Genomic DNA, 23,219 nt, shown 5'->3' on the forward strand with positions numbered 1-23,219 from the left:
ATAAATTTGGGTAGGGTACAATCAACTGCCAACTTAGCGCATTTCGTCGTATTCATGAGTTTCCATGCGTCTGGCATCCATACCAGCCGGGGGTAGAAATTCCGCACGACGCATAGGCACTATAGGCTGTGTAGAGCCTTGATAGGGATGAATTACTTGTACTGTCCGGCTAGGACGTTGGCGCGGTGAGAATAAAGCCAATACTCCAGCGACGACAATACCACCACCAATGGTAAGTGTGGCACCGCCAGCAGCCCAAACTATGGGGGAATGCCACCACCGTTCTTCCGATTGGAAAGCGGCAGCTGCCACTTTTTGGCTGTTTTGCTGGGCTAGTTGCATCTGTTGGTTGTTGTAGTTTTGGAATTGGAACTGGAGTTGCTGGTTTTGCGCTCTGAGTTGTTCGTTATCATTTTTGATGCGTTCCAAGTCCATTTTCAGCCGTTCTAGTTCTACGCGCTGTTCAGAACTAGGAGCATTAGGTGGCTGACTGGGATATTGTGTTTGCCCATAGGGGGGGTATTGCGTTGGCGGTTGCATTACCGGCGCGACTACGGTAGCTGGCATTTGCGGAGTAACAGCGAAGTTAGGCTGTAGGGAGTTATTTGTCCCCCGGAGCAATAAAAGAGCCGCTAGTCCAGCTACAGCGACACCGCCAATAAATGCCATACTCTCACTCATCGCCTTTCACCCTCAACTGCGATGTCAATTTTACAACTTTTGCCTGACCCACTCTCACACTCATAATTTTTTAAGCCTAGTTAGTTCCACATAATACCCAAAGCGTAAGCTGGTATGTGAGCTAGTTTTTTTACCACTTAGGATGCTGATGTTAATATTCAAGACTATAAATATTAAATTGTCCACCAATTGCGGGTAAAAAAACTGCGTTGTTATACTTTTTAATCTAGTTTATCTTAAACATCAAGATGTTTTGATTGCTGCTTTGAGACTTTGACAGAATTGAGCGATCGCACTTAGTCCTTGTTCGGGTGTCCCTTCGGCTAATCGTTTGACAAAAGCACTACCAACAATCGCTGCATCTGCTCCCCATTCTCTAACTTGATGTGCTTGCTCTGGTTGAGAAATCCCAAAACCGACACCAATGGGTTTATCTGTAGTAGAGCGGATTTTCTGCAATAAATCAGATACTCGTGTTTCCATTTGCGATCGCATCCCGGTAACACCAGTGACACTCACCAAATAGATAAATCCTTGGGAGGAGCGAGCTATAGTTTCTATTCTTTCTGCCGAACTGGTAGGAGCGATTAACAGTGTCAAATCAATCCCCCTTGCGCTAGCTGGTTGCAGTAGTCCACCAGCTTCTTCTAAAGGTAAGTCAGGAACAACCAATCCAGACACCCCAGCCGTGGCGATTTGCTCTAAAAATTTATCGATGCCCCGGTGTAAAATCGGGTTGTAATAGCTAAATAAAATAATCGGTGCTTGCAAACTCGGTGTAATTGTTTGCAGCATTTCCAACACCGCTTCTAATTTTGTCCCCCGTTGTAAAGCACGGGTAGCGGCGGCTTGAATTACAGGGCCATCCGCGAGAGGATCAGAGTAGGGAACACCCAACTCAATAAAATCAGCCCCATTAGCATCTAAAATCTTTAAAGCGGCGGCGGTGGTGGCTAAATCTGGATCACCAGCAGTAATAAACGGAATCAGAGCGCACTCATGATTCCGTTTGAGAATTTGGAAGCGATCGGAAATAACGGTCATTAATCAGTAGTCATTATTCAATGGTCAAAAGTCAATAGTCAAACGCCTTCGTCTTGGGACTAGGAACTGTTGACTATTGACTCATAAATCACTTTACACCTGAGATTGTTCTTCCTGTTCAATCTCCGCTTGAATTTTCGCTAATTCTTCGGGAGAAAGTTCATCTAGGCGTTTTTGGAAAAAGGTTTCCTCATACTGCTCCCGTTGTTGATGGTAGGTCATTTTTTGCGACACCGCACGCAAGATATAGGTGGCTAACCAACCAATCAACCCAACGAATAGTAAGACTTGACTCCATATACCAGCTTGTTGACTATCTAAACCTACTACCTGTAATCCTAGATATGCCAAGCCACCAGCAATAAAAATTCCCAAGCCAATACCGAGAGCATCAATACGTCGCATGAGCGTTATGACCTACCAATCTAAGTTAAACTTCAATTTTGCGGGGTTTGGGTCGCAGATTCACAAACGGCGACAAAACCAACAGTCCGGGAAAGAACAAAAATACAAAAAAATACATGACGGTGCGCTCAATCGAGCCAGCCGTATACCAGCGTAGGTTGAGGTAAAGCATTAAAGCCACCGGGACAACTAATAGATAGGCTCCGGCTAAAGCCAGATATAGCAAGGGTACAATCATAAACTCTCTCTTGGGATGGTTCAGATTTATGGTGCATCTGTTTTCCATCATAGGCTGAACGTCGAGGCTGAAGAAACCCTATCTATTGGGCTTTTAAATGTTTCCCGCAAAAATTCCTGATTATTGCTGATCAAAATTATAAGTTAATGCTACAATTGCAAAGCTAGTCAATCAGCGTTAGTCTTGTGCAACAAGATGGTAAATGCTAAACCTATTTGGCTGCGAGGCATTAAAAGCAACTCTAAACCAGAGAAAACAACTCGCCCAATTTAGATAATTTAGATAAAAAGTTTTCCATCGCCCTAGACAAACCACGCAGTTGACGCTAAGATGGGAAAGGCGGTAAATAAAGCCTCCAACCAAATAAATAACTCCCAAAACAATGGGGGGGTGTGGCGGAATGGCAGACGCTACGGACTTAAGTAATTGAGCCTTAAAGAAGAAATTCTTTAAGTGTCCGCTCTCAAACTCAGGGAAACCTAAATCTGTAAGCAGACAAGGCAATCCTGAGCCAAGCCCGAAAATTTTAGGTACAAAAATCTAGAATTTTGGGAAGGTGCAGAGACTCGACGGGAGCTACCCTAACGTGAAGCCGAGGGTAAAGGGAGAGTCCAATTCTCAAAGCCAATGGGCAGTAGCGAAAGCTGCGGGAGAATGAAAATCCGTTGACCTTAAACGGTCGTGAGGGTTCAAGTCCCTCCACCCCCATAAAAATTAACAAGATTAGCCTGCTTAGAGATTCTAGGCAGGCTTAACTGTACCTACTTTTGTGCAATTGTCACAGAAATTTGAATTTTGTTTGTAGTGAGGACTTTAGTCCTCTCTTCTTGGGGAAATGCTGCGCCAACGAGAAGCTACAGGAAAAAAATTAGGACTAAAGTCCTTACTACGAACCTAGAAGAACTAAACCGAGAATTTTCACGACTTAGCTAGGCGTTCATCGAGTTGAGCTAAAGCAGCCCCAGCAACTTCGGCGATGATGCTGATGAGACGATACAAAGCGATCGCACTAATTACCACTGCCGAGGGAAAGCGATGTTGTAAAATGGCGATCGCAGTCACTTCAAACACACCCAACCCCCCAGGCGCACCGGGAACTACAAACCCCAACAACCAAGCAAAACTAAAAGCACCCAATAATAAAGGAATTTGACTGAAATTTAAGGGCATCAGCGCAAACACAGTTAAAATAAAGCCCATACCCCGCAGTATCAAAAATATCAACTCTCCTAATAATGGTCGTAGGGGATAGCGTGCAATACTAACAGTAGCACTGGGCTGGGTGGTAGACTTCTTCGCCTTTAATTTGGACAAAACCCTAATTACAGGGTTTAAAAACCGGGGATGCACTCCACACAGTATGATTGCCAAACATAGCAACTGTATTCCTGGTAAAGTCAAAGTAATATTAGTAGCTGCAAATTGACTACCGAATAAAACAACTATGATTAAAGCCGCCGCCGCCATTAGTAACGGTTCTAGTAAAACGCTGAGAGTAGCTACACCCGTTGCAATATTGGCATTTTTCGCCGCCACAATGCGCCCGTAGTGATGCCACACATTACCCGGTAAATACTTGGCGACGTTGGTTTTGAGATATACTTGGATAAATTGGCTAGATGGTACTGGTTGATTTAACTCTTGCAAAATCCAAGTCCATATCCAACCTGCCCAGGTATGCGCTAATAAAGTCACACCAGTTGCGATCGCTAAAATTGACCATCCCACTTCATCAATGCGGATAGCTGTCACCTCAGCCCAGTTATCCTTTAAGGCTTTACCTACAAAAACTAACGTTATCCCTAAAATTAACCAGCGTAAAATTTGCTTGAGTTTGATAGTCATTTAACAGCCAAAATACCCAAAGCTAATACCAATTCTCTATGAAGTTGCACCAAATCAATGACGTAGAGACGTTGCATACAACGTCTCTACAGTGCGAAATACAGAGCATCTTCATCAAGAAACGGTATGAGTATATATCAAATCTTAAGATAAATCAGCTAAAAACAGATTCTGTCTAAAATATTGTTTTGTATATATCTTCCATGTAAGTATATTTTTTGACTAATTCTTTTTTAGATAATTTTAGCAACTACAAAAATAAATTAATATAATTTATTTAACAATTAATTTTTAATCAATTTGGCAAAATCATAGCAATATAAATAATTAAAAACAGTAAGTCAGTCAGAGAAAAATTAAAAAAAGCAAGGAAACCTCCGTACTGACTGCAAGAATTTTGAATTTTGAATTTTGAATTCGGAGCGCAGCGACGTGACACACCCTAGCAATACCAAATTAGGGATAATGTATTTTGAGATTTCACCAGATATTTAATCCTCTCTCTCCATAGTTAGATAAAATTGGCACATTTTGGGTAAAAATGATGTGACTTATGCTAGAGGACAAGCCAGATTTTACCTTCTAACATGAATAATTGTTGAGCTTAAACAATATGCAATTCTCTGCTTATTTATTCTCTATAAATAAGCGAGTCAGCTTGTATTTAGTGAAAAGGAGGAAGTAATGAAAAGTTTAATCTCCTTATGGAAAAAGCTAAGACCACGCCAAGTTTTAACTGTATTTTTGGCTAGTCTATTGTTAATATTTAGCACTGCTTGTACTCAAGCAAATCCTCAAGGTTCAAATCCTAGAAATCCTGCTGTACAGGCTGGTGGTGCTAATAATCCTTATAAGAATGGTGGAGACAACTATACCAAATATAGAATGTCTACTGACCCCAAAGTTCATCAAGGAAATGACAGCGCGAGCTTAGAAATAAATCCACAAGTTTTGATTGCTGCGAATAGAGAATCTGAAATACTCTACCCAGGAGCAGAAACACCCACAGGAAGAGTTCTCAAAGAAGGGGAATTACCAATCATTACTGAAGAAGATTACAAACAACCCAAACCAGGTGGTTTAATTCAGCGTGAACCAGATGTAGGGACTCGCATTCAAGAAAGAATTGGCACAGTGCAAGAAAACATTAAAGAAGCTTCTGGTTTTATCAAAGAAAAAGCAGACGAAGCCAGTGCTAGACCTGAGTTACAAAAGAATCCCGCAGTGGGTAGATAGAAATTTGGAAATTTGACACACCATCAAAATTTCATCTTGGTTTACTTTGAATCGATGCAAAAAAAATCAGGAGTTATATAATGAAAAAAGTGATTGATTGGGTAAAAAACCTTCGTCCTCTAAAAGTATTTGCAGTGTTCTTAGCAGGTGTTTTCCTGTTATTAGTACAAGCTTGCAACCGTCCAGGAATTGCAGCCCAGCCACCCCAACCCAGCGCACAACCACCTAATGTGGAAAAATATGACCCTACAAAAAGTTATCCTCTAAATGCGCCTCAAGGTGGGATGAACAATTTTAGTGATGTAGATCCCAGAGCGAGAGCAGAGGAAAAAGCAGCAGAAGCTAAAGCCAAAGCTTTGCGGGATATGGCTAAAAGAAACGTTGAGCAAAAAGGTATTGACAGCACAGAGCAATATGTCCGCAATTATCAGCAAGGTACACCTTTTGGTCAAAGAGTGAAAAACTTAGGTGAAGACATTGGTAGTTCTGCTGAAGAAGTGCGGGAAGGTGTTGTTAAAGGAACTCAACGCGGACTGGAAAATATTAGAGAAAACACCCAGAATGCTACTGAAGATGTGAGTAAGAGTGTTCAGCGTGGTGCAGAAGATACGAGCAGAAACATCCAGCGACGTGCTGAAGATGCAGCCGATACAGTTAACAGAACCATTAGAGACGCTGCTTGAGATTAGTTTTTAGGATGTGAGGATGTGTGTAGAGACGTTGTATACAACGTCTCTACATTACATTTATAGGGGTAAGGTTTAACACACATCTTGCACCTGTTCCTTGATGATAATTTTTGTAGGGTGGGCATTGCTTGCAACTTGCTGAAAGCCTTAGTTTTACCTCATCAGCAATGCCCACCTGACGCTTATTCAGAAAGGTGCAAGATATGACTTTAACCTACAGGTTGTGTTAAAGTGGATTGCCAAGTCTGGAGGGCGAGTTGGTGAATTTCTCGCCAAGGAAGATTGTATTTTCGGGCTAATTCGGCACAATCTTCGTATTCTGGCTGAACATTAGCAATACGTTTATTTGATGCTTGTCCTTGCCATGCTAGCTTAACTCGCACGCTGCCATATTTAGTTTCTACTTGTTGAATTTCTCTGGCTAAGATGCTGCGTTGCTGGGTAGTGCGACGGATGCCTAAAGTGGTGGTTTCGCGGAATAAAATAGTTTCACAATCGAGTAGGTTTTCGGGATGGCAAATCACGGTGAGTAAAATTCCTGGGCGGGATTTTTTCATCCCTATAGGTTGGGTAAAGACATCGACTGCACCAGCAGAAAATAAGGCTTCAAATACATAACCTATGGCTTGGGGGTTTAAATCATCAATTTGGGTTTCTAATACCGAGATGGTTTCTAGATTTGGGCTAGTTGTTGCAGTCTCCTTGAAATTTGACTGTGTACTAGGAGTTTCGCCCAGCCACAGGCGTAGTATATTGGGGATAGGTAAATTGATTGTTCCTGCTCCTAATCCTATCTGTTTGATGGTAATTGGGGGTGTAGCACCAAAGTCTTGTGCTAGAGTGGTAGCGATCGCCGCTCCTGTTGGTGTCACCAGTTCCCGATCAATACCATTACTATAAACAGGACAATGCCGCATTTCCCATAACTTCAAAACGGCTGGAACTGGTACAGCCATTTCACCGTGGGCAGCGTGTACAGTTCCCCCACCCGTAGGTAATGGTGAACAATAGAGTAAAGGTAAACCTGTGGCATCGCTATCAATACCCAACCAATCTAAACCTAAGCAAGTACCAACAATATCGACAATTGCATCCACAGCACCCACTTCATGAAAATGCACCTTCTCTGGAGCAATTCCATGTACAGCCCCTTCAGCTACCGCCAATTGCCGAAATACAGCCAAACTCCAAGCCTCAGCCCGTGATGGTAAACCAGCTTTGAGAATCATTTGCTCAATTTCTGGTAAGTGACGGCCATGATGGTGTTCGTGGTGATGATGGTGGTGATGGTGATGCTTTACTAAATCTACATCAACTTTAGTCGCTTGCTGACCATTTTTTTGCACCAGTTCCGCCCTTAACTGATATTCTGAGGCAATTCCCAAATTATTGAGGTTTTCGGTTAAATATTCTAAGGGAACACCTAAACTAACTAAAGCTCCCAAGCACATATCACCGGAAATCCCCGTAGGACATTGAAGATAAGCTATTTTGCTCATAAAAGTAGATTATTCAACTAGGTGTTGGCCTTACACAATTATTGTGATCTCATCTGTAACAATTCATTGCACTAAATTAAGGAATTGCCCGTCTGTGTAAATATGTGCAACGCTTAAGTTTAAATTTTCCCTTGAACACCGACTGTTACCTAAAACTTTTATGGCAAAAATTATCTCCGTCCATCCTGAAAATCCCCAAAGTCGCAGAATAGAGGAAATAAGGGCTGCGCTCTCTAGTGGCGCGGTGATGCTTTATCCTACAGATACAGTTTATGCAATTGGTTGTGATTTAAACGTCAAGTCTGCGGTGGAAAGAGTGCGGCAAATTAAGCAGCTAGCAAACGATAAACCACTGACATTTTTGTGTCCTTCACTGTCAAATGTAGCTACTTACGCCTTTGTCAGTGATACAGCCTACCGGATGATGAAGGGACTTATCCCAGGAACATATACATTTTTGCTACCTGCTACTAAGTTAGTACCGAAATTAGTACAAAGTCCTAAACGCAAAACTACCGGGATTCGCGTACCAAATCATAACGTTTGTTTAGCATTACTGGAAGCTTTAGGAAATCCGATTATTTCGACTTCAGCCCATCTCCCACCCGATGTGGTAGAGGATGGCAAAGTTAGTTTCGATGCAGAACTGGGATTGTCACGCGTGGAGTTATTTGATCGTTTGGATAAATTAGTAGATGTAATCGTAGATACAGGTCAAGAACCCACAGATCAAGTATCTACGATTTTGGACTTAACGGGTGATCAGCCAATGATTATCAGACGGGGTTTAGGTTGGGAAGCAGTATCAGCGTGGGTTGACAATTGAACTTGATAGCCTCCCCCGTCGGTTGCCTTGATCATGCCAAAAATTACTGTTTGGCGTTGATCATACCTACAATCACTGAGACTGGACACCAGAAGTTGGCAGAGATTGAGACATATTAAGCTTTTTAGCCATTTTGAAGGCAAAGCAAATAGGCTTATGTTAATCTCTATTCGGTGGTTCGTGAAAAAAGCGACACACTACCGTCTATGTAACTTTTTTTGATTGTCTACTGTCTGATATATCAGCAGTGCTTGTTATGGGCAACTCAGCCTGTTATCAGGTACTGTTCGGCCATTGCATTCAGGTGCAACACCACACCCAGGAAGAGTCATGAAACTAAACTTTGCAAATCTACCAACCTCCGCATCTGCTTTTGCCAAAGAAGTAGCTACCACACAATCACCCACTACAGATGCTTTACTCCAACAACTGTGTCAGGAAATGCAAACTCAGGTTAAAGCATCCTCTAGGTGTATAGAAGCCGTAGCGCAAAGGATTGCTAAAGAAGTTGAGCGTATTTGTGATAAAAGTTCGCGCATTCAAACCTCTGGCAGCGTTCAATCTTGGCAATTAACTTTATCGCGCCATCGCTTGCAAAAATGCCTCTATTATTATCAACTCGGTTCAAGACGCGGACGGGTGGAACTACATAGTAGTTTGGGGGCGATGGTTTACCGCCATGTCACCGTCGCCGGTTCGGAGTTGGGATTTGATGGGCGTTACAGTTTGATTGAGGATTTTTTACAAGCGTTTTACATTGAGGCTATTAAAGCTTTTCGCCGAGAAAATGAACTACCGGAAGTTTACACCCCACGCACACAGTTACAACTAGCTGAGTACATGGCGTTTACAGAGCAGTATGCCAAGCGTCGGATTAATTTACCTGGTGGCAGTAATCAACAATTAATTATCTTACGCGCTCAAGGTTTTGCCCGTCGTCAGCCTCAAGAAACAACTGTAGATATTGAAATGGCTGTAGAATCTGCCAAAGGAGAGGAGGCGGAATCTTACCTACGGAACTCGGCAGTACAACAAATTAGATCACAGATGATTGCTCAAGCGAATTTTGATCCATCTGAAGATTCCGAACGCGATCGCGTGATTGCCGAATTAGTCAATTACTTCGAGTCGCAAGGGCAATCTGACTGTGTAGATTATCTCACGTTGAAACTGCAAGACCTTTCTGCCCCCGAAATTGACGAAATTCTCGGTCTTACTAGCCGTCAGCGCGACTATCTCCAACAACGTTTTAAATATCATGTCCAAAAGTTTGCCAAGCAACATCATTGGCAATTAGTGCATCAATGGCTAGGTGCTGGTTTAGAACACAAGTTGGGTTTGTCTGCCCAGCAGTGGCAAACTTTTGTTAATACCCTATCACCAGAACAACAGCAATTATTAGAATTGAAAACGGCAAGTTACGCTGATCAAGCGATCGCTAAAACTCTCAAATGTACCCCCAAGCAACTGCAAAAGCGTTGGACTCAACTGCTAGATACAGCCTGGGCTATCCGCAACGGTAATAATGAAATGCAAACAGGCTAAATTTGCCACAAACTCACTACATTTCATCAGTGTTTTGTCTCTGAGTTACAGACATTATTACCAATAAATTACATCTACACCCATCTGCATAACGTCACAATTTCTGTATTTTTAGGTTTGAGTTATAGTAATTATGTACTATAGATTGGGGAATCTATAGGCGTTGTTTCGTGGGCGAAATCAAGCCTGTGTCAACATGTCGATGCGTTCGGTTGTTTGGGTTTCCCTGTGTAGAAACAATCCCCGAAATAGAATTTCGGTGAGTGTCAAAGCCCCATAGATTACAATAGGGAAGATAAAATTGATCAAAACAAACTTTTATTCTATAACAAGGCAGTCTCAATCAAAATGTTTGACGGATTTTGGGATAACGTTTTTCGCTACCCCCGCTACTTGATTACTATCATCTTAGGCATTATGCTCAACACCTTTGAGCCGCTATTCCCACTATTAAAACGTCCAGTTACCTTAGTGGCTCTTTTGGGTTTAGTCGTGGGTGGCTTGGCATTCATCACGTTTACTTTACGGGCAATGCTGGGCTTGAGTACAATCTAGATTAAGACTATACTGTGGCTTGGTCTGAAAAACAGGGTTTGTGTTGTCAGCTTCTTGTGCTGCCCTCTCTAACCTCAAGAAAGTTGTTGTTGTCTAACCTCTATGGGGAGGCAGGATTTATATGGCTACAAATCGCCGCGTTTCCCGTGTTGCTGAATTGATTAAACGGGAAGTTAGCCAAATGCTGATCAACGGGATTAAGGATGATCGTGTTGGTGTAGGCATGGTAAGTGTAACTGATGTCGATGTCTCAGGGGATCTCCAACACGCCAAAATCTACGTCAGTATATATGGTACAGAGGAAGCCAAGGCCGAAACAATGGCTGGTCTGAAGTCAGCCACAGGTTTTGTGCGTAGCGAATTAGGGGCGCGGGTGCGATTGCGTCGCACTCCCGAAGTGATTTTTATCGAAGATCGTTCGATTGAGCGGGGAACTAAGGTGCTATCCCTATTAAACCAACTCCAGTATGAGCGATCGCACCATGATCCCAATGAAAGTGATCAAGAAGTCGCAGAATAAATAACCGCTACCAAAGTGTCACCAGCAAACAATTAATCACCGTATCATTCCCCAACCATTTGACAGATGCGACTGGCTCGCGTCTGTTTCAATGTGACTGGATATCAGGAAGCAGAGACAGCAGAGGAGAAAAACTTTTACCAATGACTAATGACTAATGACTAATCACTATTGGGGGTGAGAACCCCTAAACCTTTACTGGCTAAAAATGTTACGATTCGTTCACAAACAAATTCACCCAATTTCATCTCCTAATAACGAATCTGACTGCAAAAATCTCTATTTTGTTCACAATTGACCATTCTACAGAAATTTACTGACATCCCAGATGTTATGAAAAGATGACTTAAGTCATAATTACAACACATAAGGCTGACTAGCTATACCTCAAGTTGGATATGCCCTGATTTACATACTGTTACTCTAGAAACATCTAGTTTTAACCTGCGACAGATGTTAATTTCTCCGAATCAGTTAGTCAGCAACATGGTTTGTTCCAGAAATTCCGGACTTACACAACGAGACTGCAAGGCTCACGGGAGAGCGTAAGCTGATGTTTCGGTTTCATCCGTAAGTTCATAAAATTATTAAATTATGGCACTTTCACATCTAGCTAGTGTAAGGTAGCCCTTAACTTGACTATACATTGACGTTGGCTAGAAATTTTGGGTCTGTTCAGCAATGAATATAGCTCCAAATTTCTAGAGATAGTTCTAGTGTGATGATTTGTGTTTTAGGGATGTGCTTTATGGACTTTGTTTTGTCGCCTCCCCAATTGTGCTTCAGTTTGCAAACAGCTTCAGTGTCAGGATTGCTGCATCCACAATGAATTGTTTGCTTGTTTGCCAGCAATCACTGGGGATTGGTAAGCTACACTATGCTCATAATGTCAGAATAATTTGACATATTTAACATTTATTTACATAATTTGAGAGGGTATAGCGTCAAAATGAAATTAGTTCCGTATAGCAAAATACAAAACCCTAAGCGCAAGTCTAATGCCTGTGATATTTCCCATAATGAACGGGAAAACTGTTTACGTGTAAATTTTGTGAGTAAAAACCATGAGTGTGAATACGGTACCCTCTATAAATTACTATTCTCTAGATGTAATTCAGGAAGAAGCACGCCGACTGGTACAAAAAGGAATGATTAGCCGACAGCAGCCAATATATACACTTTGTCAGTACATTCCAGCGCGAGAGTGGGTTTGTGTGGAATGTGAGTTGGAGAAGTGCGATTTCTTATTACGCGATCGCATTGGCGACCTGATTGGTCGTGAAGAGTGGGACAATGACTAATCAAAGATAATTCCAGGGTTGATTTCAGATTTTGGAGCCACTGCCTGACAAAAAGCAGTTGCTAGCCAGATACCGCAGGGTAGCCTCCGGCTGTTGGGGGTTTTCCGTTGTGGTAATTGGCATGATGGGGAGTTAACGTTGGATGAGTAAATATGGCAACTCACGGTTTATTAACAAGCTGAGGGGATAATCTCTGTTTTTAATCCCGCCTTCCCAATCCAGAATCTCAAATTGATCATTAAAGCTCAAGTTTTTTCGTCTGATTTGTCCAACTTTTCAGATAAAAAACCAATAGAAAAAAGTTTTTGTGTAAATCCGGTATTTGAGCTTGAGTATTTTGCTTAAATTTAAGACTGGAGCAGTTTTTTAAGATGAAACTGCTCCTTAATTTTTGATTAATACCTGAGTAGGAAGTTAGGACTCACGCAAGTGTCACACTCAATATCTATATGTAGAGTGCGTCAGCCTGCATCAATCCTGAGAATAAACTTGTGTTTGGCATCTGACGCACCCTACTAATGTACCAGTTGCGTATATGTCGTGGAAGTCTTAACCAGTATGCTGCTCTAAATACTGGTTAACGTCTTCCATCAGGCGGGTAAGTTCAGCTTCTGTAGTTAAACGGATGTTGATATCACGCACGGTGAGCAATACTTTGGCTGCAAAAGGTGTAGGCCAAATATTAGGATTACAGAAAATTTCTAAAAATACCTCTCCAGTGTGACGATATTCTAATGGGGGTTGAGGAGAGACTTTACCAGAGGTAGGTTTTGTCGCCACCGCTTTCAGGCGTTCCATCAACTGGGCGATCGCAGCTTTTAATTCTTGTGCTGCTGGCGGTGAAAAATTGAAAGACACAGAACCTTCAACCAGGTTCAGCGTCAGAGGCGTAGAAGGCATAAGCTGTTGATTATCAGTAATGTCATATCTGGCACCATTCTCAATAACCTCCAGGCGATGCACAGCCAACAACTTAAAACTAAGGTTCTTAGCAGCAGACAAGCAATGCCCACCCTAGAAAAATTATTATCAAGGAACAGGTGCAAGATGTCAATAATTGTACCGAATCTAGGTTAAATCGAGTTTGTGCATATCGCTAAACCTTCTCAATCAAATATCTCGGAGATTAATCCTAAAAATATGCTGTTATCTCCAAATTCTCTCCCAATATTTCTTAATGCCATAGTATTTTTTAGTAAAAATTAATATCAATAAATAGGCTGGATTTTTGAGGATTATAGCGATATATCATCCTGACAGCGTAAGACTTTGATACAATTGATTAGTGTTTAACCTTTGATATTAGGAGTACACTGAGAAGTCATAGAAGAGAGTATTAAAAATTATCTATGACTTACGATAACCGCGCTGAAGTCAGAAAGGTTTTAATCATTACCCTAGTCCTCAACTTGTTTGTTATGGGACTCAAAGCATTTGTCGGCTACTTTACAGGTTCTCTGAGCTTGTTAGCTGATGCTTTGCATAGTGTGACAGATAGTGCCAACAATATTTTAGGATTGGTTGCGAGTAAGTTTTCTTCGCCATACCCAGATCGTGAGCATCCCTATGGACATCATAAGTTTGAAGCTGTGGGAGCATTGGGAATTGCGGCGTTTTTAGGAATTGCTTGTTTTGAAATTCTCCAAGGAGCGATTGAGCGTATTCTCAAACAAGGTGGTGAACCTGTCAGAATTTCACCGCCTGAGTTGTGGTTACTGCTAATTGTCTTAGGTGTGAATATTTTTGTCGCGTTTTATGAGCGCAATGTGGGTAAGCGGGTAGGTAGTCAAATTTTAATCGCTGATGCTACCCATACTATGAGTGATGTGTGGGTGACAATCTCAGTGATTGGCGGTTTGATTGGGGTTTGGTTAGGTTATCAATGGCTGGATATACTGCTAGCCTTTCCGGTGGCGTTGCTGGTATTTTGGAGTGGTTGGTCAGTGTTAAAAGAAAATTTACCTTGGCTTGTGGATGCAATGGCGATCGCACCGGAAGCAATACACGCGATTGCAACTGCTGTTCCTGGGGTAATTAACTGTCATGATATTGCCTCACGGGGTATTCTCGGCCGTCAAGTCTTTATCGAAATGCACTTGATTGTGGATGCGCCGGATGTAGAAACAGCGCATCGCATCACCGAACAAGTAGAACGGCAACTAGAAACACGCTTCAGCCCAGTGAGGATTGTTATTCACGTTGAGCCACCAGCATATCAGTCAGAAAAAATTAGCTTTGAGCAGGGAGCGAAATAGTTACGGTAACAGGCAAAGCCCCTTTCTTGCCCATCGCTACAATTTTTTGAGCAAATAATTAATTCAATTATCGTAACTAATCTTAACAAAAGTTCATTCTTTTTAATTTGCCATAAACAGAGATTTACGTACAAAAAAGCAGGTTTTTCAAATAACTAATAGTAAAAAGTAGAGATGTGGTTAATTATATCTGCACTAATTGTTATCCTGAGATGAGATACCGTTATTAATGAAAACGAATTAGGATAGTAATAATACTCTAATTTCAATACTAAATTACAAGTATATTCAAGTCAGTATGAGGACTGAAAGGTGAGCGATAACAATATTACAATGCCATTTACCGTAGATGTCAGCAACTGTAATAAAGAGCCAATTCATATTCCTGGACATATTCAGCCTCATGGTGTGCTTTTCGCCTTAGAAAAATCAGAATTAACCATTTTACAAGTTAGTAATAATAGCTGGGAAATATTTGGCATACATCCAGAGGACTTACTCAACAAGAGTTTAGATTTATTGCTAGATGCAGAACAAATTAATTTATTCAAAGAGTGTTTAGATCAAGAAGATTTACCAATTATTAATCCTATCGAGTTTAGTATAAAAATAGGAGAAACCATTGTTAATTTCGATGCGATAATTCATCGCTCTAATGGATTATTGATTTTAGAGTTAGAACCGAACTTATCTGATAAAAACAATGCCTTTTTCAAGTTTTATCACTTAGTCAAGCTAGCAATGCTGAGAATCCAAGGAGCCACTAATGTTAATGAACTCAGTCAAATATTAGCTAAAGAAATCAAAAAAATGACTGGCTTCGACCGCGTGATGGTTTATCGCTTTGATGAAGATTGGCATGGTACTGTGATTGCGGAAGAAAAACCGGAATACCTGACAACTTATTTAGGGTTACATTACCCTGCGTCTGATATTCCTCCACAAGCCAGAAAGCTATACACAGAAAATTTACTCAGACTAATTCCAAATGCTCACTATCAACCAGCCGCCCTTTTACCAATAAATAACCCTTTAACGAATCAGCCTTTAGATTTAAGTGGCTCAGTATTGCGGAGTGTGTCGCCATTGCATATTGAATATATGCAAAATATGGGCGTAAGGGCTTCTATGTCCATTTCAATCATGAAAAATAAAAAATTATGGGGGTTAATTGCTTGTCATCATCAATCACCAAAATATATTCCTTATGAAATTCGTAGTGCTTGCGAATTTTTAGGACAAATGACTTCTGTAGAAATGGGTGCTAAAGAAGAAAGCGAAGATGCTGAAGCCAAAATTCAAGCGAAATCTGTGCATAGTAAGTTAGTAGAATATATGTCAGTAGAAAACAACTTTATTGACGGGTTGATCAAATATCAACCAAATATTCTGAACTTAGTGAATGCAGAGGGGGCGGCAATTTGTTTTAATGGGCAATATTTTACTGTGGGTAATGCTCCTACAAAAGAAGATATTGATGATTTAGTAGAGTGGATTAATCAAAACCTGCATGAAGAAATCTTTTACATTGATTCATTAGCAACAGTTTATCCAGAAGCGGAAAAATTACGGGATGTAGCCAGTGGTTTAATTGCCCTTTCGATTTCCAAAACACAGAAAAACTATGTTTTATGGTTTCGTCCCGAAGTAGTGAGAACTGTTAATTGGGGTGGTAATCCTCATAAACCTGTAGAAATCACATCAAATGGTAGTGTGCGTCTTTCACCACGTAAGTCTTTTGAATTGTGGAAAGAAACCGTACTGATGAAGTCACTACCTTGGAAGTCTTATGAAGTGAATGCAGCACTAGAGTTGAGAAGTGCGATTATTGGTGTGGTGCTACGTAAGGCTGATGAATTAGCAGAATTAAATATAGAATTAGAACGCAGCAATAAAGAATTGGATGCTTTTGCTTATATTGCATCACACGATTTGAAAGAACCACTCAGGGGGATTCATAATTACTCTAACTTCCTCATTGAAGACTATGGTGATCTTCTCAATGAAGAAGGTAAGGAAAAATTAGGGACTCTGATTCGTTTGACTCAGAGAATGGAGGATTTAATTGATTCACTACTACATTTTTCACGGTTGGGAAGGGTTGATCTTTCCATGCAGCCGACTAACTTAAATGATGTAGTGCATCGAATTTTAGATATGTTAAGGCCGCGCATTGAGGAGACAGGTGTAAGAATTCATATTCCTAGACCGTTACCGACAGTGTACTGCGATCGCATCCAGATTGGCGAAGTCTTCAGTAATTTAATTGTTAACTCCATCAAATACAACGATAAAGCTGAGAAATGGATTGAAATTGGGTATTTAGACAATCTACCACGACCAATCACATTCTACGTGCAGGACAATGGTATTGGTATTCGGGAAAAACACTTTGAGTCAATTTTCCGTATTTTTAAACGCTTGCACGGGCCAAAAAAATACGGTGGTGGTACAGGAGCCGGGCTGACCATAGCCAAAAAAATTGTCGAACGGCATGGTGGTAAAATTTGGGTGGAGTCTGATTATGGTCAAGGCACCACTTTCTATTTTACATTGGATAGTTAATCATCTTTGGGCATTGGTATTGTAAAACATCAACTAACTTGTCTCCCTTCCTCCCCTAACCATTAAACCCTACACAAGCTACTGGGCTGCATTCGGGAAACCCCCCTACGCCAGTGGCTCTTCTCAACTCCTACACGGCTACACCCCTAAAATCCCTTGTCCATGATTGGCAATATTGCCCAACCTTTACTGATAATTGAAGACAGCGACGAAGACTTTGAAGTTTTGCGGCGCATCATGCAGAGAGAAACTGTGTTAAACCCGATTTTTCGTTGTAGTGATGGTGATGAGGCTCTAGATTTTCTTTACCATACAGGAGATTACAGCGATGCCAAAACAGCCCCGCGTCCTTCAATTATTCTGCTGGATCTGAATTTGCCAGGAACCGATGGGCGAGAACTGATAGCCCAAGTCAAGCAGGATCAAGACTTGAGGTATATTCCCATAATTGTGCTGACAACATCTTCTAATCCCAAAGATATTGAAATATGTTACCGCTACAGTGTTGCTAGTTATATACTCAAACCAATTGATATTAATCGATTGGTGAAAACAATTCACACTTTTTTAACTTACTGGTTAGATATTGTGATTCTTCCTGATGCTCTTAGCAAGTAGTCATGGCGCAACCGCTAACTCTTTTAATCATTGATGATTCTCCTGAAGATCGCGAAGTTTATCGTCGCTATCTCCAGCAAGACCAAGAGCATTGCTATACAATTATTGAACAAGAATCAGGAGAAGAAGCGTTGGCATTATGTCAGCAGTTTCCACCTGATGGGATTTTACTAGACTTTTTACTCCCAGACTTAGATGGGCTGGAATTTTTGGCAGAACTACAAAAGTCTGTCAAGGAAGCTATGCCAGCCGTGGTTATGTTGACAGGTTACGGGAATGAAGAGCTTGCTGTCCAAGCGATGAAAAGTGGTGTCCATGACTATTTAGTTAAAGGACAGACAACCGCAGAGCGTTTGCGCTCAACTCTGATCTCAGCTATTACAAAAGCGCAGTTAAGCGCAGAACTCCGCCGCAGTCAGGAACAACTGCGGGAAAGTCAGAAGTTTATCGAACGCATTGCGGAAACAACTCCGGGAATTTTGTATGTTTACGACCTAGTTGAACAACGGAATGTTTATCTTAATGGTCAGGTAGTGAAACTGCTGGGTTACAGTTGCGAATCAATTCAAGCTTTGGGGGCGGAATTTTTACCTCAACTCATGTATCCTGACGATTTGGCGCAACTTCCTCATGTATTCCACCGCTTTAACTCGGCTGGGGATGACGACGTTATAGAACATGAGTATCGAATGCGACACGCCAACGGCGAATGGCGTTGGTTTTGCAGTCACAATTCTGTATTCACTAGGAATGCTGACGGTTCACCCCGGCAAATAGTTGGTACAGCTTTTGATATTACTGGACGCAAGCAGATAGACAAAGAATTGCGTGCGAGTAATGAGCGTTTCCGACTGGCAGCCGCAGCAGTCAATTCTCTGATCTATGACTGGAATATTGAGACAGATTATGTCACGAGAACTCAAGGGTTGACTCGGATTTTAGGTTATTCTTTAGAGGAAGCAGAACCCACCTCTCAATGGTGGCTAGAAAGAATTCATCCTGAAGATCGAGATGTTGCTTGGCAGCAATTCCAAAGTATAGTTGCAAAGCAAAATCTTTATGCAATTGAGTATCGAATACTTCACAAGCATAATTATTATGTTTATGTCTTAGATCAGGGTTTAATTACCAGAAATCAACTAGGTAAACCCGTGCGGGTAGTAGGAAGTACAACTGATATTAGCGATCGCAAGTACGCGGAAGCCGCTCTACGCCAAAGTGAAGAACGCTACCGCTATTTGTCTAATGCTATACCGCAACTTGTTTGGATCACCAATACTCAGATTGAATGCGTGTACGTTAATCAACGATGGCATGAATTCACAGGGATGACAATTGAGCAAGCAAGCGGTTTTGGTTGGAAAAAAGCCATCCATCCCGATGATATCGAGTCAGCTATTCAAGCATGGATGACAGCCACACAGACAGGAGAATCTTATGAACAAGAATTGCGCTATCAAAAATATGATGGTAGTTATCGTTGGCATTTAGCAAGAGCCGTCCCCATCAAAAATGAGCAAGGAAAAATTGTTGAGTGGTTTGGTACCAGTACAGATATAGATGATTACAAAAAATTAGAAGCGGAACGTGACTACCTGTTAACACAAGAAAAAGCTGCTCGTGCGGAAGCTGAAGCCGCTAACCAAGCTAAAGACGAGTTTGTGGCTATAGTATCTCATGATTTGCGATCGCCACTCAGTGCTATTCTCGGCTGGGCGCAAATACTACGTCATCGCCAGTTTGATGAAACTATTTTTAGCCGTGCGGTAGAGATTATTATACGTAATGCTCATGCACAGGGAAAACTCTTAGAGGACTTGCTAGATATATCTCGCATCTTGCGGGGTAACTTACAATTGGAATTTAGCGCAGTCAATTTGGCGGCAATTATTGGTGTGGCTATGGAGACTGCTTACCCATCAGCCCAAGCTAAAAATATTATTTTAGAGTCTGTAGTAGAGCCATCAGTACCAATGATCATTGGTGATGCCAACCGCTTACTACAAGTCTTAGGTAATCTTTTATCAAATGCGATTAAGTTTACCCCAGATCAGGGAACAGTCACCGTCCGGCTATTACGCAATGAATCCGAAGCCTACATCACAGTCACAGACACAGGTATGGGTATTAGCCCAGAGTTTTTACCCTATGTGTTTGAACGTTATCGTCAGGCAGATCGTCAACATAGACAAGGGGGTTTAGGACTAGGTTTAGCGATCGCTCGTCACATCATAGAATTACACGGCGGCACCATTCAAGTCACCAGTCCCGGCGAAGGAAAGGGAGCGACTTTCACGATTAAATTACCATTACAACCACCATAACCCCCAAATAAGTAGAGACGTTACACATAACGTCTCTACACAACTATAAAGTTAATAACACCCTATTGACTGAGCAACTATTCCCATTCAATAGTTCCAGGTGGCTTAGAGGTAATGTCAAACACCACGCGGTTGACACCCTTCACCTCATTGACAATGCGGTTAGAAATCACTTCCAGCACATCATAAGGGACACGCGCCCAATCGGCGGTCATACCATCTTCGCTCTTAACAATCCGTAACACAATCGGATGGGCATAGGTGCGTTGATCACCCATTACGCCTACACTATGAATTGGCAACAAGACAGCGAATGCTTGCCAGTATTCATTATATAAGCCACGTTGGTTAATTTCTTGCCGCACAATCAAATCAGCGTCGCGCAGAATGTTCAACCTTTCGGCGGTGACTTCGCCTAAAATGCGAATTGCTAAACCAGGGCCGGGGAATGGTTGCCGTTGGACAATTTCTTCTGGTAAACCAATAGAACGTCCTACTTTGCGGACTTCATCTTTAAATAGTTTCCGCAGAGGTTCTACCAACTTAAATCTTAAGTCTTTAGGTAAACCACCGACGTTGTGATGGCTCTTAATTTTCACTGCTACCCGTTCCCCGGTTTGCGGATCAACGTTGGTGTCAGCAGATTCGATGACATCAGGATAGAGAGTTCCTTGAGCTAGATAATCAAAGGGGCCAAGCTCTTTTGATTTCTCCTCAAATACACGGATAAACTCGTGTCCGATGCGACGACGTTTTTCTTCTGGGTCGGTGACTCCTGCCATAATTGCCAGGAAGCGATCGCGGGCGTTAACATACTCTACCGGAATGTGGAACTGTTCTTGGAACAACTTCACCAACCTTTCTGGCTCATACTTCCGCATAAAGCCTTGGTCAATAAACATACAGGTTAGCTGGTCGCCAATCGCTTTATGTAGCAAGAAAGCCAATGTGGAAGAATCAACCCCACCAGATAACGCCAAAAGTACGCGCTTATCGCCAACTTTGGCGCGAATTTCCCGCATAGATTCCTCTACGAATGCGGCTGTAGTCCAGGTAGGTTCGCATTCGCAAATATGATAAACAAAGTTGCGAATTAAGGCTAAACCGCCGATAGAATGTACAACTTCAGGATGGAATTGTACACCATACAGTTTTTTGTCGTGGTCAGCAATGGCAGCACAGGGAGTATTATCTGTATGGGCTAGCAATTCAAACCCTGGTGGCATTTTAGTCACAGAATCACCGTGACTCATCCACATAGTAGTACCATCTTCGACGTTAGTCAGGAGGTCTGTGGGGTCATCAATATATAGTGCAGCTTTGCCATACTCGCCTCTGTCAGCTTGAGCCACTTCCCCGCCGAGTTGGTTCACCATTAGCTGCATCCCGTAGCATACACCCAGCATGGGAATTCCTAAATGCCAAATTTCTGGGTCGCATTGGGGTGCGCCATGACTATAAACTGAGTTAGGCCCACCAGAGAGAATAATCCCCTTGGGATTCAGTTGTCTTAGTTGCTCGGCTGTAGTGCGATAAGAAAGAACTTCCGAGTATACTTGAGTTTCACGGATGCGACGGGCAATCAATTCGGAATATTGAGAGCCGAAGTCTAAAATAACAATCATTTGACGCTCAAGCCGCCCAAATTCTTCTCCTGTTTGTGGGGCTTGTTCGGTTGGTAGAGTCACCACGGTATTCATAACGGGGAAAGTGTGAGTTTAGTAGATGTCGCTCTGTGTTCTAGGTGTTTTACCATTGTGTACTGCTTGGTTAGGCAGAAAATGGTAGATCAGACTGTGACAAACGCTAGGTAGAATGCGCTTGCTTGGTCAATACTTTAGGTATTAAAAGGTATAAATTACCCTAGGGTAGCTACTGAAAAAGTTATTTATTGGAATTATTTATGATTATTCATATTAAATTAACATAAATTTCCAATTATGTTACAAGCAGTTTTGCTTTTGACGATAATTTGGCGATCGCGATCAAATAAAATCGAGCCACAGACTGTGATTGCTTGGCTTTGGCTGCTGTGACTGTGGATGTATTCTTGGCAGCGAGCATCAATAGTGTGGGCGATCGCATTGTAAACTGAGTTCACCCAATCACTACCCGTAGACTTATCTAAGACTCTTAAATGTTTTAGTGCAGCTTCTGCCGTCGGACTGTGAAACACTACCTCTAAATCTTCCTTGCTTAAACCAGCCAAAGCACAGTGAGATGTTAAAATTTCCCGTCTACCATCAGCTAGATGATGGTGGGTGTGAAAAATCCCACCCGCCAACTTCATCAGCTTACCGTGATAGCCAAACAATAAGATTTCTTTAACCCCTAACCTGTCAGCTTCGACTAACATCGGCCCTAACCAATTAGCAGTTTTTACCAATCTTTCGGGGTTAATACCGATTTTTGGGGCTAAATCTAAACCATTCTCGCCAATGCAAAACACCAGACTCTCAAAAACCCTAGCCTTTTGTTGTAACTGAGTCCGAAAAGATTCTAACTGTTCAGGTGTACTTAAAGGTTGAGAAATTCCAGAGGTTCCGAGTAAAGAAAGTCCTTCCACCACACCAAAAGCCGCATTAGAGGTACGAACAGCGAGCGATCGCCCCTCTGGTAAGATAATAGTCACCGTAATTTTTTCATCTGCTGCTAATAATCGAGACAAATTTGTTTGCAGCAGCCTGTGAGCATAACCATAAATAGCTGCTTGATTATCAGCATTGACTTGCTTACCAATTCCCTCTCCACCTTGAATAGTCACTTGCTCACCCGTAACTGTTCCCCATGACACCACCGCCCAAACAGGGGTATTTTTAGTCAAATCCAGATTATCACCCGGATCACTGCGAGTAATAGCCAAAGCCATATTGTCAGATAGCCCTGCTACCTGTTCTATGGGAATATCTGCTATTTGTGCAGGTGTGATTAAATCTACCGTTGCCACTTGTAAAGGTTGACGGTGACGTAACCAATGCAAAGCCGCCACAGCACTAGCACAAGCAAAAACAGGTAAAGTATATCCTGAAGTCATTGGTCATTAGTCATTAGTCATTAGTCATTAGTCATTAGT

20 protein-coding genes are annotated in these 23,219 nt (G+C 41.9%); 11 read left to right on the plus strand and 9 right to left on the minus strand.

Features of this window, described 5'->3' with window-relative positions:
- Positions 1 to 33: 33 nt before the first annotated feature.
- The 5 genes from AACS98_RS08555 to AACS98_RS08575 all read right to left on the minus strand — a co-directional run bounded on the left by AACS98_RS08555 (position 34) and on the right by AACS98_RS08575 (position 4,213).
- On the minus strand, positions 34 to 681 hold the full coding sequence (locus AACS98_RS08555) for a heterocyst differentiation related protein (protein ID WP_066378287.1): 648 nt from the start codon (positions 679 to 681) through the stop codon (positions 34 to 36).
- Positions 682 to 924: 243 nt separating this feature from the next.
- Positions 925 to 1,725: a tryptophan synthase subunit alpha gene (gene trpA, locus AACS98_RS08560; RefSeq protein WP_066378289.1), complete on the minus strand. Its 801-nt coding sequence runs from the start codon at positions 1,723 to 1,725 to the stop codon at positions 925 to 927.
- Positions 1,726 to 1,818: 93 nt separating this feature from the next.
- The gene (locus tag AACS98_RS08565; protein ID WP_066378291.1) at positions 1,819 to 2,130 is read right to left on the minus strand and encodes a DUF3007 family protein; all 312 of its coding nucleotides are present in this window, start codon (positions 2,128 to 2,130) and stop codon (positions 1,819 to 1,821) included.
- A gap of 25 nt (positions 2,131 to 2,155) precedes the next feature.
- The gene (gene ndhL, locus AACS98_RS08570) at positions 2,156 to 2,416 is read right to left on the minus strand and encodes an NAD(P)H-quinone oxidoreductase subunit L (RefSeq protein WP_255362879.1); all 261 of its coding nucleotides are present in this window, start codon (positions 2,414 to 2,416) and stop codon (positions 2,156 to 2,158) included.
- Between the two features lie 870 nt (positions 2,417 to 3,286).
- Positions 3,287 to 4,213 (minus strand): lysylphosphatidylglycerol synthase transmembrane domain-containing protein, encoded by a 927-nt coding sequence (locus AACS98_RS08575; protein WP_066378295.1) that lies wholly within the window; start codon positions 4,211 to 4,213, stop codon positions 3,287 to 3,289.
- 684 nt (positions 4,214 to 4,897) lie between these two features.
- Here AACS98_RS08575 and AACS98_RS08580 point away from each other — a divergent pair.
- Together AACS98_RS08580 and AACS98_RS08585 are read left to right on the plus strand one after the other, a co-directional pair.
- Positions 4,898 to 5,449, plus strand: coding sequence for a DUF6658 family protein (locus AACS98_RS08580; RefSeq protein WP_066378297.1), 552 nt, complete (start codon positions 4,898 to 4,900; stop codon positions 5,447 to 5,449).
- 80 nt (positions 5,450 to 5,529) lie between these two features.
- Positions 5,530 to 6,132, plus strand: a complete 603-nt coding sequence (locus AACS98_RS08585; protein WP_066378299.1) for a hypothetical protein — start codon at positions 5,530 to 5,532, stop codon at positions 6,130 to 6,132.
- 215 nt (positions 6,133 to 6,347) lie between these two features.
- On the opposite strand, the gene larC is transcribed toward AACS98_RS08585, so the two are convergent.
- Positions 6,348 to 7,637, minus strand: a complete 1,290-nt coding sequence (gene larC, locus AACS98_RS08590) for a nickel pincer cofactor biosynthesis protein LarC (protein ID WP_066378301.1) — start codon at positions 7,635 to 7,637, stop codon at positions 6,348 to 6,350.
- Positions 7,638 to 7,797: 160 nt separating this feature from the next.
- On the opposite strand from larC, the gene AACS98_RS08595 reads away from it, so the two are divergent.
- The 5 genes from AACS98_RS08595 (at position 7,798) to AACS98_RS08615 (ending at position 12,384) form a co-directional block, all read left to right on the plus strand.
- A complete protein-coding gene (locus AACS98_RS08595) occupies positions 7,798 to 8,463 on the plus strand; it encodes an L-threonylcarbamoyladenylate synthase (RefSeq protein ID WP_066378321.1) in 666 nt (221 codons plus the stop codon).
- A 330-nt stretch (positions 8,464 to 8,793) separates the two neighbouring features.
- Positions 8,794 to 10,008, plus strand: coding sequence for a HetZ-related protein (locus AACS98_RS08600; protein ID WP_066378329.1), 1,215 nt, complete (start codon positions 8,794 to 8,796; stop codon positions 10,006 to 10,008).
- Between the two features lie 348 nt (positions 10,009 to 10,356).
- On the plus strand, positions 10,357 to 10,563 hold the full coding sequence (locus AACS98_RS08605) for a DUF751 family protein (RefSeq protein WP_066378331.1): 207 nt from the start codon (positions 10,357 to 10,359) through the stop codon (positions 10,561 to 10,563).
- 121 nt (positions 10,564 to 10,684) lie between these two features.
- Positions 10,685 to 11,083, plus strand: coding sequence for a 30S ribosome-binding factor RbfA (rbfA, locus tag AACS98_RS08610; protein WP_066378334.1), 399 nt, complete (start codon positions 10,685 to 10,687; stop codon positions 11,081 to 11,083).
- A gap of 1,064 nt (positions 11,084 to 12,147) precedes the next feature.
- Positions 12,148 to 12,384 (plus strand): DUF4327 family protein, encoded by a 237-nt coding sequence (locus AACS98_RS08615; RefSeq protein WP_066378336.1) that lies wholly within the window; start codon positions 12,148 to 12,150, stop codon positions 12,382 to 12,384.
- A 549-nt stretch (positions 12,385 to 12,933) separates the two neighbouring features.
- On the opposite strand, the gene AACS98_RS08620 is transcribed toward AACS98_RS08615, so the two are convergent.
- Positions 12,934 to 13,284 carry a hypothetical protein gene (locus AACS98_RS08620; protein ID WP_066378649.1) on the minus strand — a complete coding sequence of 117 codons (351 nt, stop codon included), beginning with the start codon at positions 13,282 to 13,284 and terminating at the stop codon, positions 12,934 to 12,936.
- Positions 13,285 to 13,733: 449 nt separating this feature from the next.
- On the opposite strand from AACS98_RS08620, the gene AACS98_RS08625 reads away from it, so the two are divergent.
- The 4 genes from AACS98_RS08625 (at position 13,734) to AACS98_RS08640 (ending at position 20,146) form a co-directional block, all read left to right on the plus strand.
- On the plus strand, positions 13,734 to 14,639 hold the full coding sequence (locus AACS98_RS08625; RefSeq protein WP_066378347.1) for a cation diffusion facilitator family transporter: 906 nt from the start codon (positions 13,734 to 13,736) through the stop codon (positions 14,637 to 14,639).
- A gap of 312 nt (positions 14,640 to 14,951) precedes the next feature.
- Positions 14,952 to 17,204 carry a sensor histidine kinase gene (locus AACS98_RS08630; RefSeq protein WP_084386889.1) on the plus strand — a complete coding sequence of 751 codons (2,253 nt, stop codon included), beginning with the start codon at positions 14,952 to 14,954 and terminating at the stop codon, positions 17,202 to 17,204.
- Between the two features lie 162 nt (positions 17,205 to 17,366).
- On the plus strand, positions 17,367 to 17,822 hold the full coding sequence (locus AACS98_RS08635; protein WP_066378351.1) for a response regulator: 456 nt from the start codon (positions 17,367 to 17,369) through the stop codon (positions 17,820 to 17,822).
- A 2-nt stretch (positions 17,823 to 17,824) separates the two neighbouring features.
- The gene (locus tag AACS98_RS08640) at positions 17,825 to 20,146 is read left to right on the plus strand and encodes a PAS domain-containing protein (RefSeq protein ID WP_066378360.1); all 2,322 of its coding nucleotides are present in this window, start codon (positions 17,825 to 17,827) and stop codon (positions 20,144 to 20,146) included.
- A gap of 77 nt (positions 20,147 to 20,223) precedes the next feature.
- Here AACS98_RS08640 and guaA read toward each other — a convergent pair whose 3' ends face one another.
- Both guaA and cbiD read right to left on the minus strand, forming a co-directional pair.
- A complete protein-coding gene (gene guaA / locus AACS98_RS08645; protein ID WP_066378362.1) occupies positions 20,224 to 21,846 on the minus strand; it encodes a glutamine-hydrolyzing GMP synthase in 1,623 nt (540 codons plus the stop codon).
- A 221-nt stretch (positions 21,847 to 22,067) separates the two neighbouring features.
- Entirely contained in the window at positions 22,068 to 23,180 is a 1,113-nt protein-coding gene (gene cbiD / locus AACS98_RS08650) for a cobalt-precorrin-5B (C(1))-methyltransferase CbiD (RefSeq protein WP_066378365.1), read from the minus strand.
- Between the last annotated feature and the right edge of the window lie 39 nt (positions 23,181 to 23,219).

This window comes from Anabaena sp. CA = ATCC 33047, assembly GCF_963870205.1.
Lineage (GTDB): Bacteria > Cyanobacteriota > Cyanobacteriia > Cyanobacteriales > Nostocaceae > Trichormus.

What these genes read in the sequence shown, in the direction of transcription:
- guaA (WP_066378362.1), bottom strand. Translation starts at nt 21,846, where the DNA reads ATGAATACCGTGGTGACTCTACCAACCGAACAAGCCCCACAAACAGGA.
- larC (WP_066378301.1), bottom strand. Translation starts at nt 7,637, where the DNA reads ATGAGCAAAATAGCTTATCTTCAATGTCCTACGGGGATTTCCGGTGAT.
- AACS98_RS08575 (WP_066378295.1), bottom strand. Translation starts at nt 4,213, where the DNA reads ATGACTATCAAACTCAAGCAAATTTTACGCTGGTTAATTTTAGGGATA.
- AACS98_RS08585 (WP_066378299.1), top strand. Translation starts at nt 5,530, where the DNA reads ATGAAAAAAGTGATTGATTGGGTAAAAAACCTTCGTCCTCTAAAAGTA.
- AACS98_RS08555 (WP_066378287.1), bottom strand. Translation starts at nt 681, where the DNA reads ATGAGTGAGAGTATGGCATTTATTGGCGGTGTCGCTGTAGCTGGACTA.
- AACS98_RS08640 (WP_066378360.1), top strand. Translation starts at nt 17,825, where the DNA reads ATGGCGCAACCGCTAACTCTTTTAATCATTGATGATTCTCCTGAAGAT.
- trpA (WP_066378289.1), bottom strand. Translation starts at nt 1,725, where the DNA reads ATGACCGTTATTTCCGATCGCTTCCAAATTCTCAAACGGAATCATGAG.
- AACS98_RS08605 (WP_066378331.1), top strand. Translation starts at nt 10,357, where the DNA reads ATGTTTGACGGATTTTGGGATAACGTTTTTCGCTACCCCCGCTACTTG.
- rbfA (WP_066378334.1), top strand. Translation starts at nt 10,685, where the DNA reads ATGGCTACAAATCGCCGCGTTTCCCGTGTTGCTGAATTGATTAAACGG.
- AACS98_RS08600 (WP_066378329.1), top strand. Translation starts at nt 8,794, where the DNA reads ATGAAACTAAACTTTGCAAATCTACCAACCTCCGCATCTGCTTTTGCC.
- AACS98_RS08625 (WP_066378347.1), top strand. Translation starts at nt 13,734, where the DNA reads ATGACTTACGATAACCGCGCTGAAGTCAGAAAGGTTTTAATCATTACC.
- AACS98_RS08620 (WP_066378649.1), bottom strand. Translation starts at nt 13,284, where the DNA reads ATGCCTTCTACGCCTCTGACGCTGAACCTGGTTGAAGGTTCTGTGTCT.
- AACS98_RS08580 (WP_066378297.1), top strand. Translation starts at nt 4,898, where the DNA reads ATGAAAAGTTTAATCTCCTTATGGAAAAAGCTAAGACCACGCCAAGTT.
- AACS98_RS08615 (WP_066378336.1), top strand. Translation starts at nt 12,148, where the DNA reads ATGAGTGTGAATACGGTACCCTCTATAAATTACTATTCTCTAGATGTA.
- AACS98_RS08595 (WP_066378321.1), top strand. Translation starts at nt 7,798, where the DNA reads ATGGCAAAAATTATCTCCGTCCATCCTGAAAATCCCCAAAGTCGCAGA.
- cbiD (WP_066378365.1), bottom strand. Translation starts at nt 23,180, where the DNA reads ATGACTTCAGGATATACTTTACCTGTTTTTGCTTGTGCTAGTGCTGTG.
- AACS98_RS08565 (WP_066378291.1), bottom strand. Translation starts at nt 2,130, where the DNA reads ATGCGACGTATTGATGCTCTCGGTATTGGCTTGGGAATTTTTATTGCT.
- AACS98_RS08635 (WP_066378351.1), top strand. Translation starts at nt 17,367, where the DNA reads ATGATTGGCAATATTGCCCAACCTTTACTGATAATTGAAGACAGCGAC.
- ndhL (WP_255362879.1), bottom strand. Translation starts at nt 2,416, where the DNA reads ATGGAAAACAGATGCACCATAAATCTGAACCATCCCAAGAGAGAGTTT.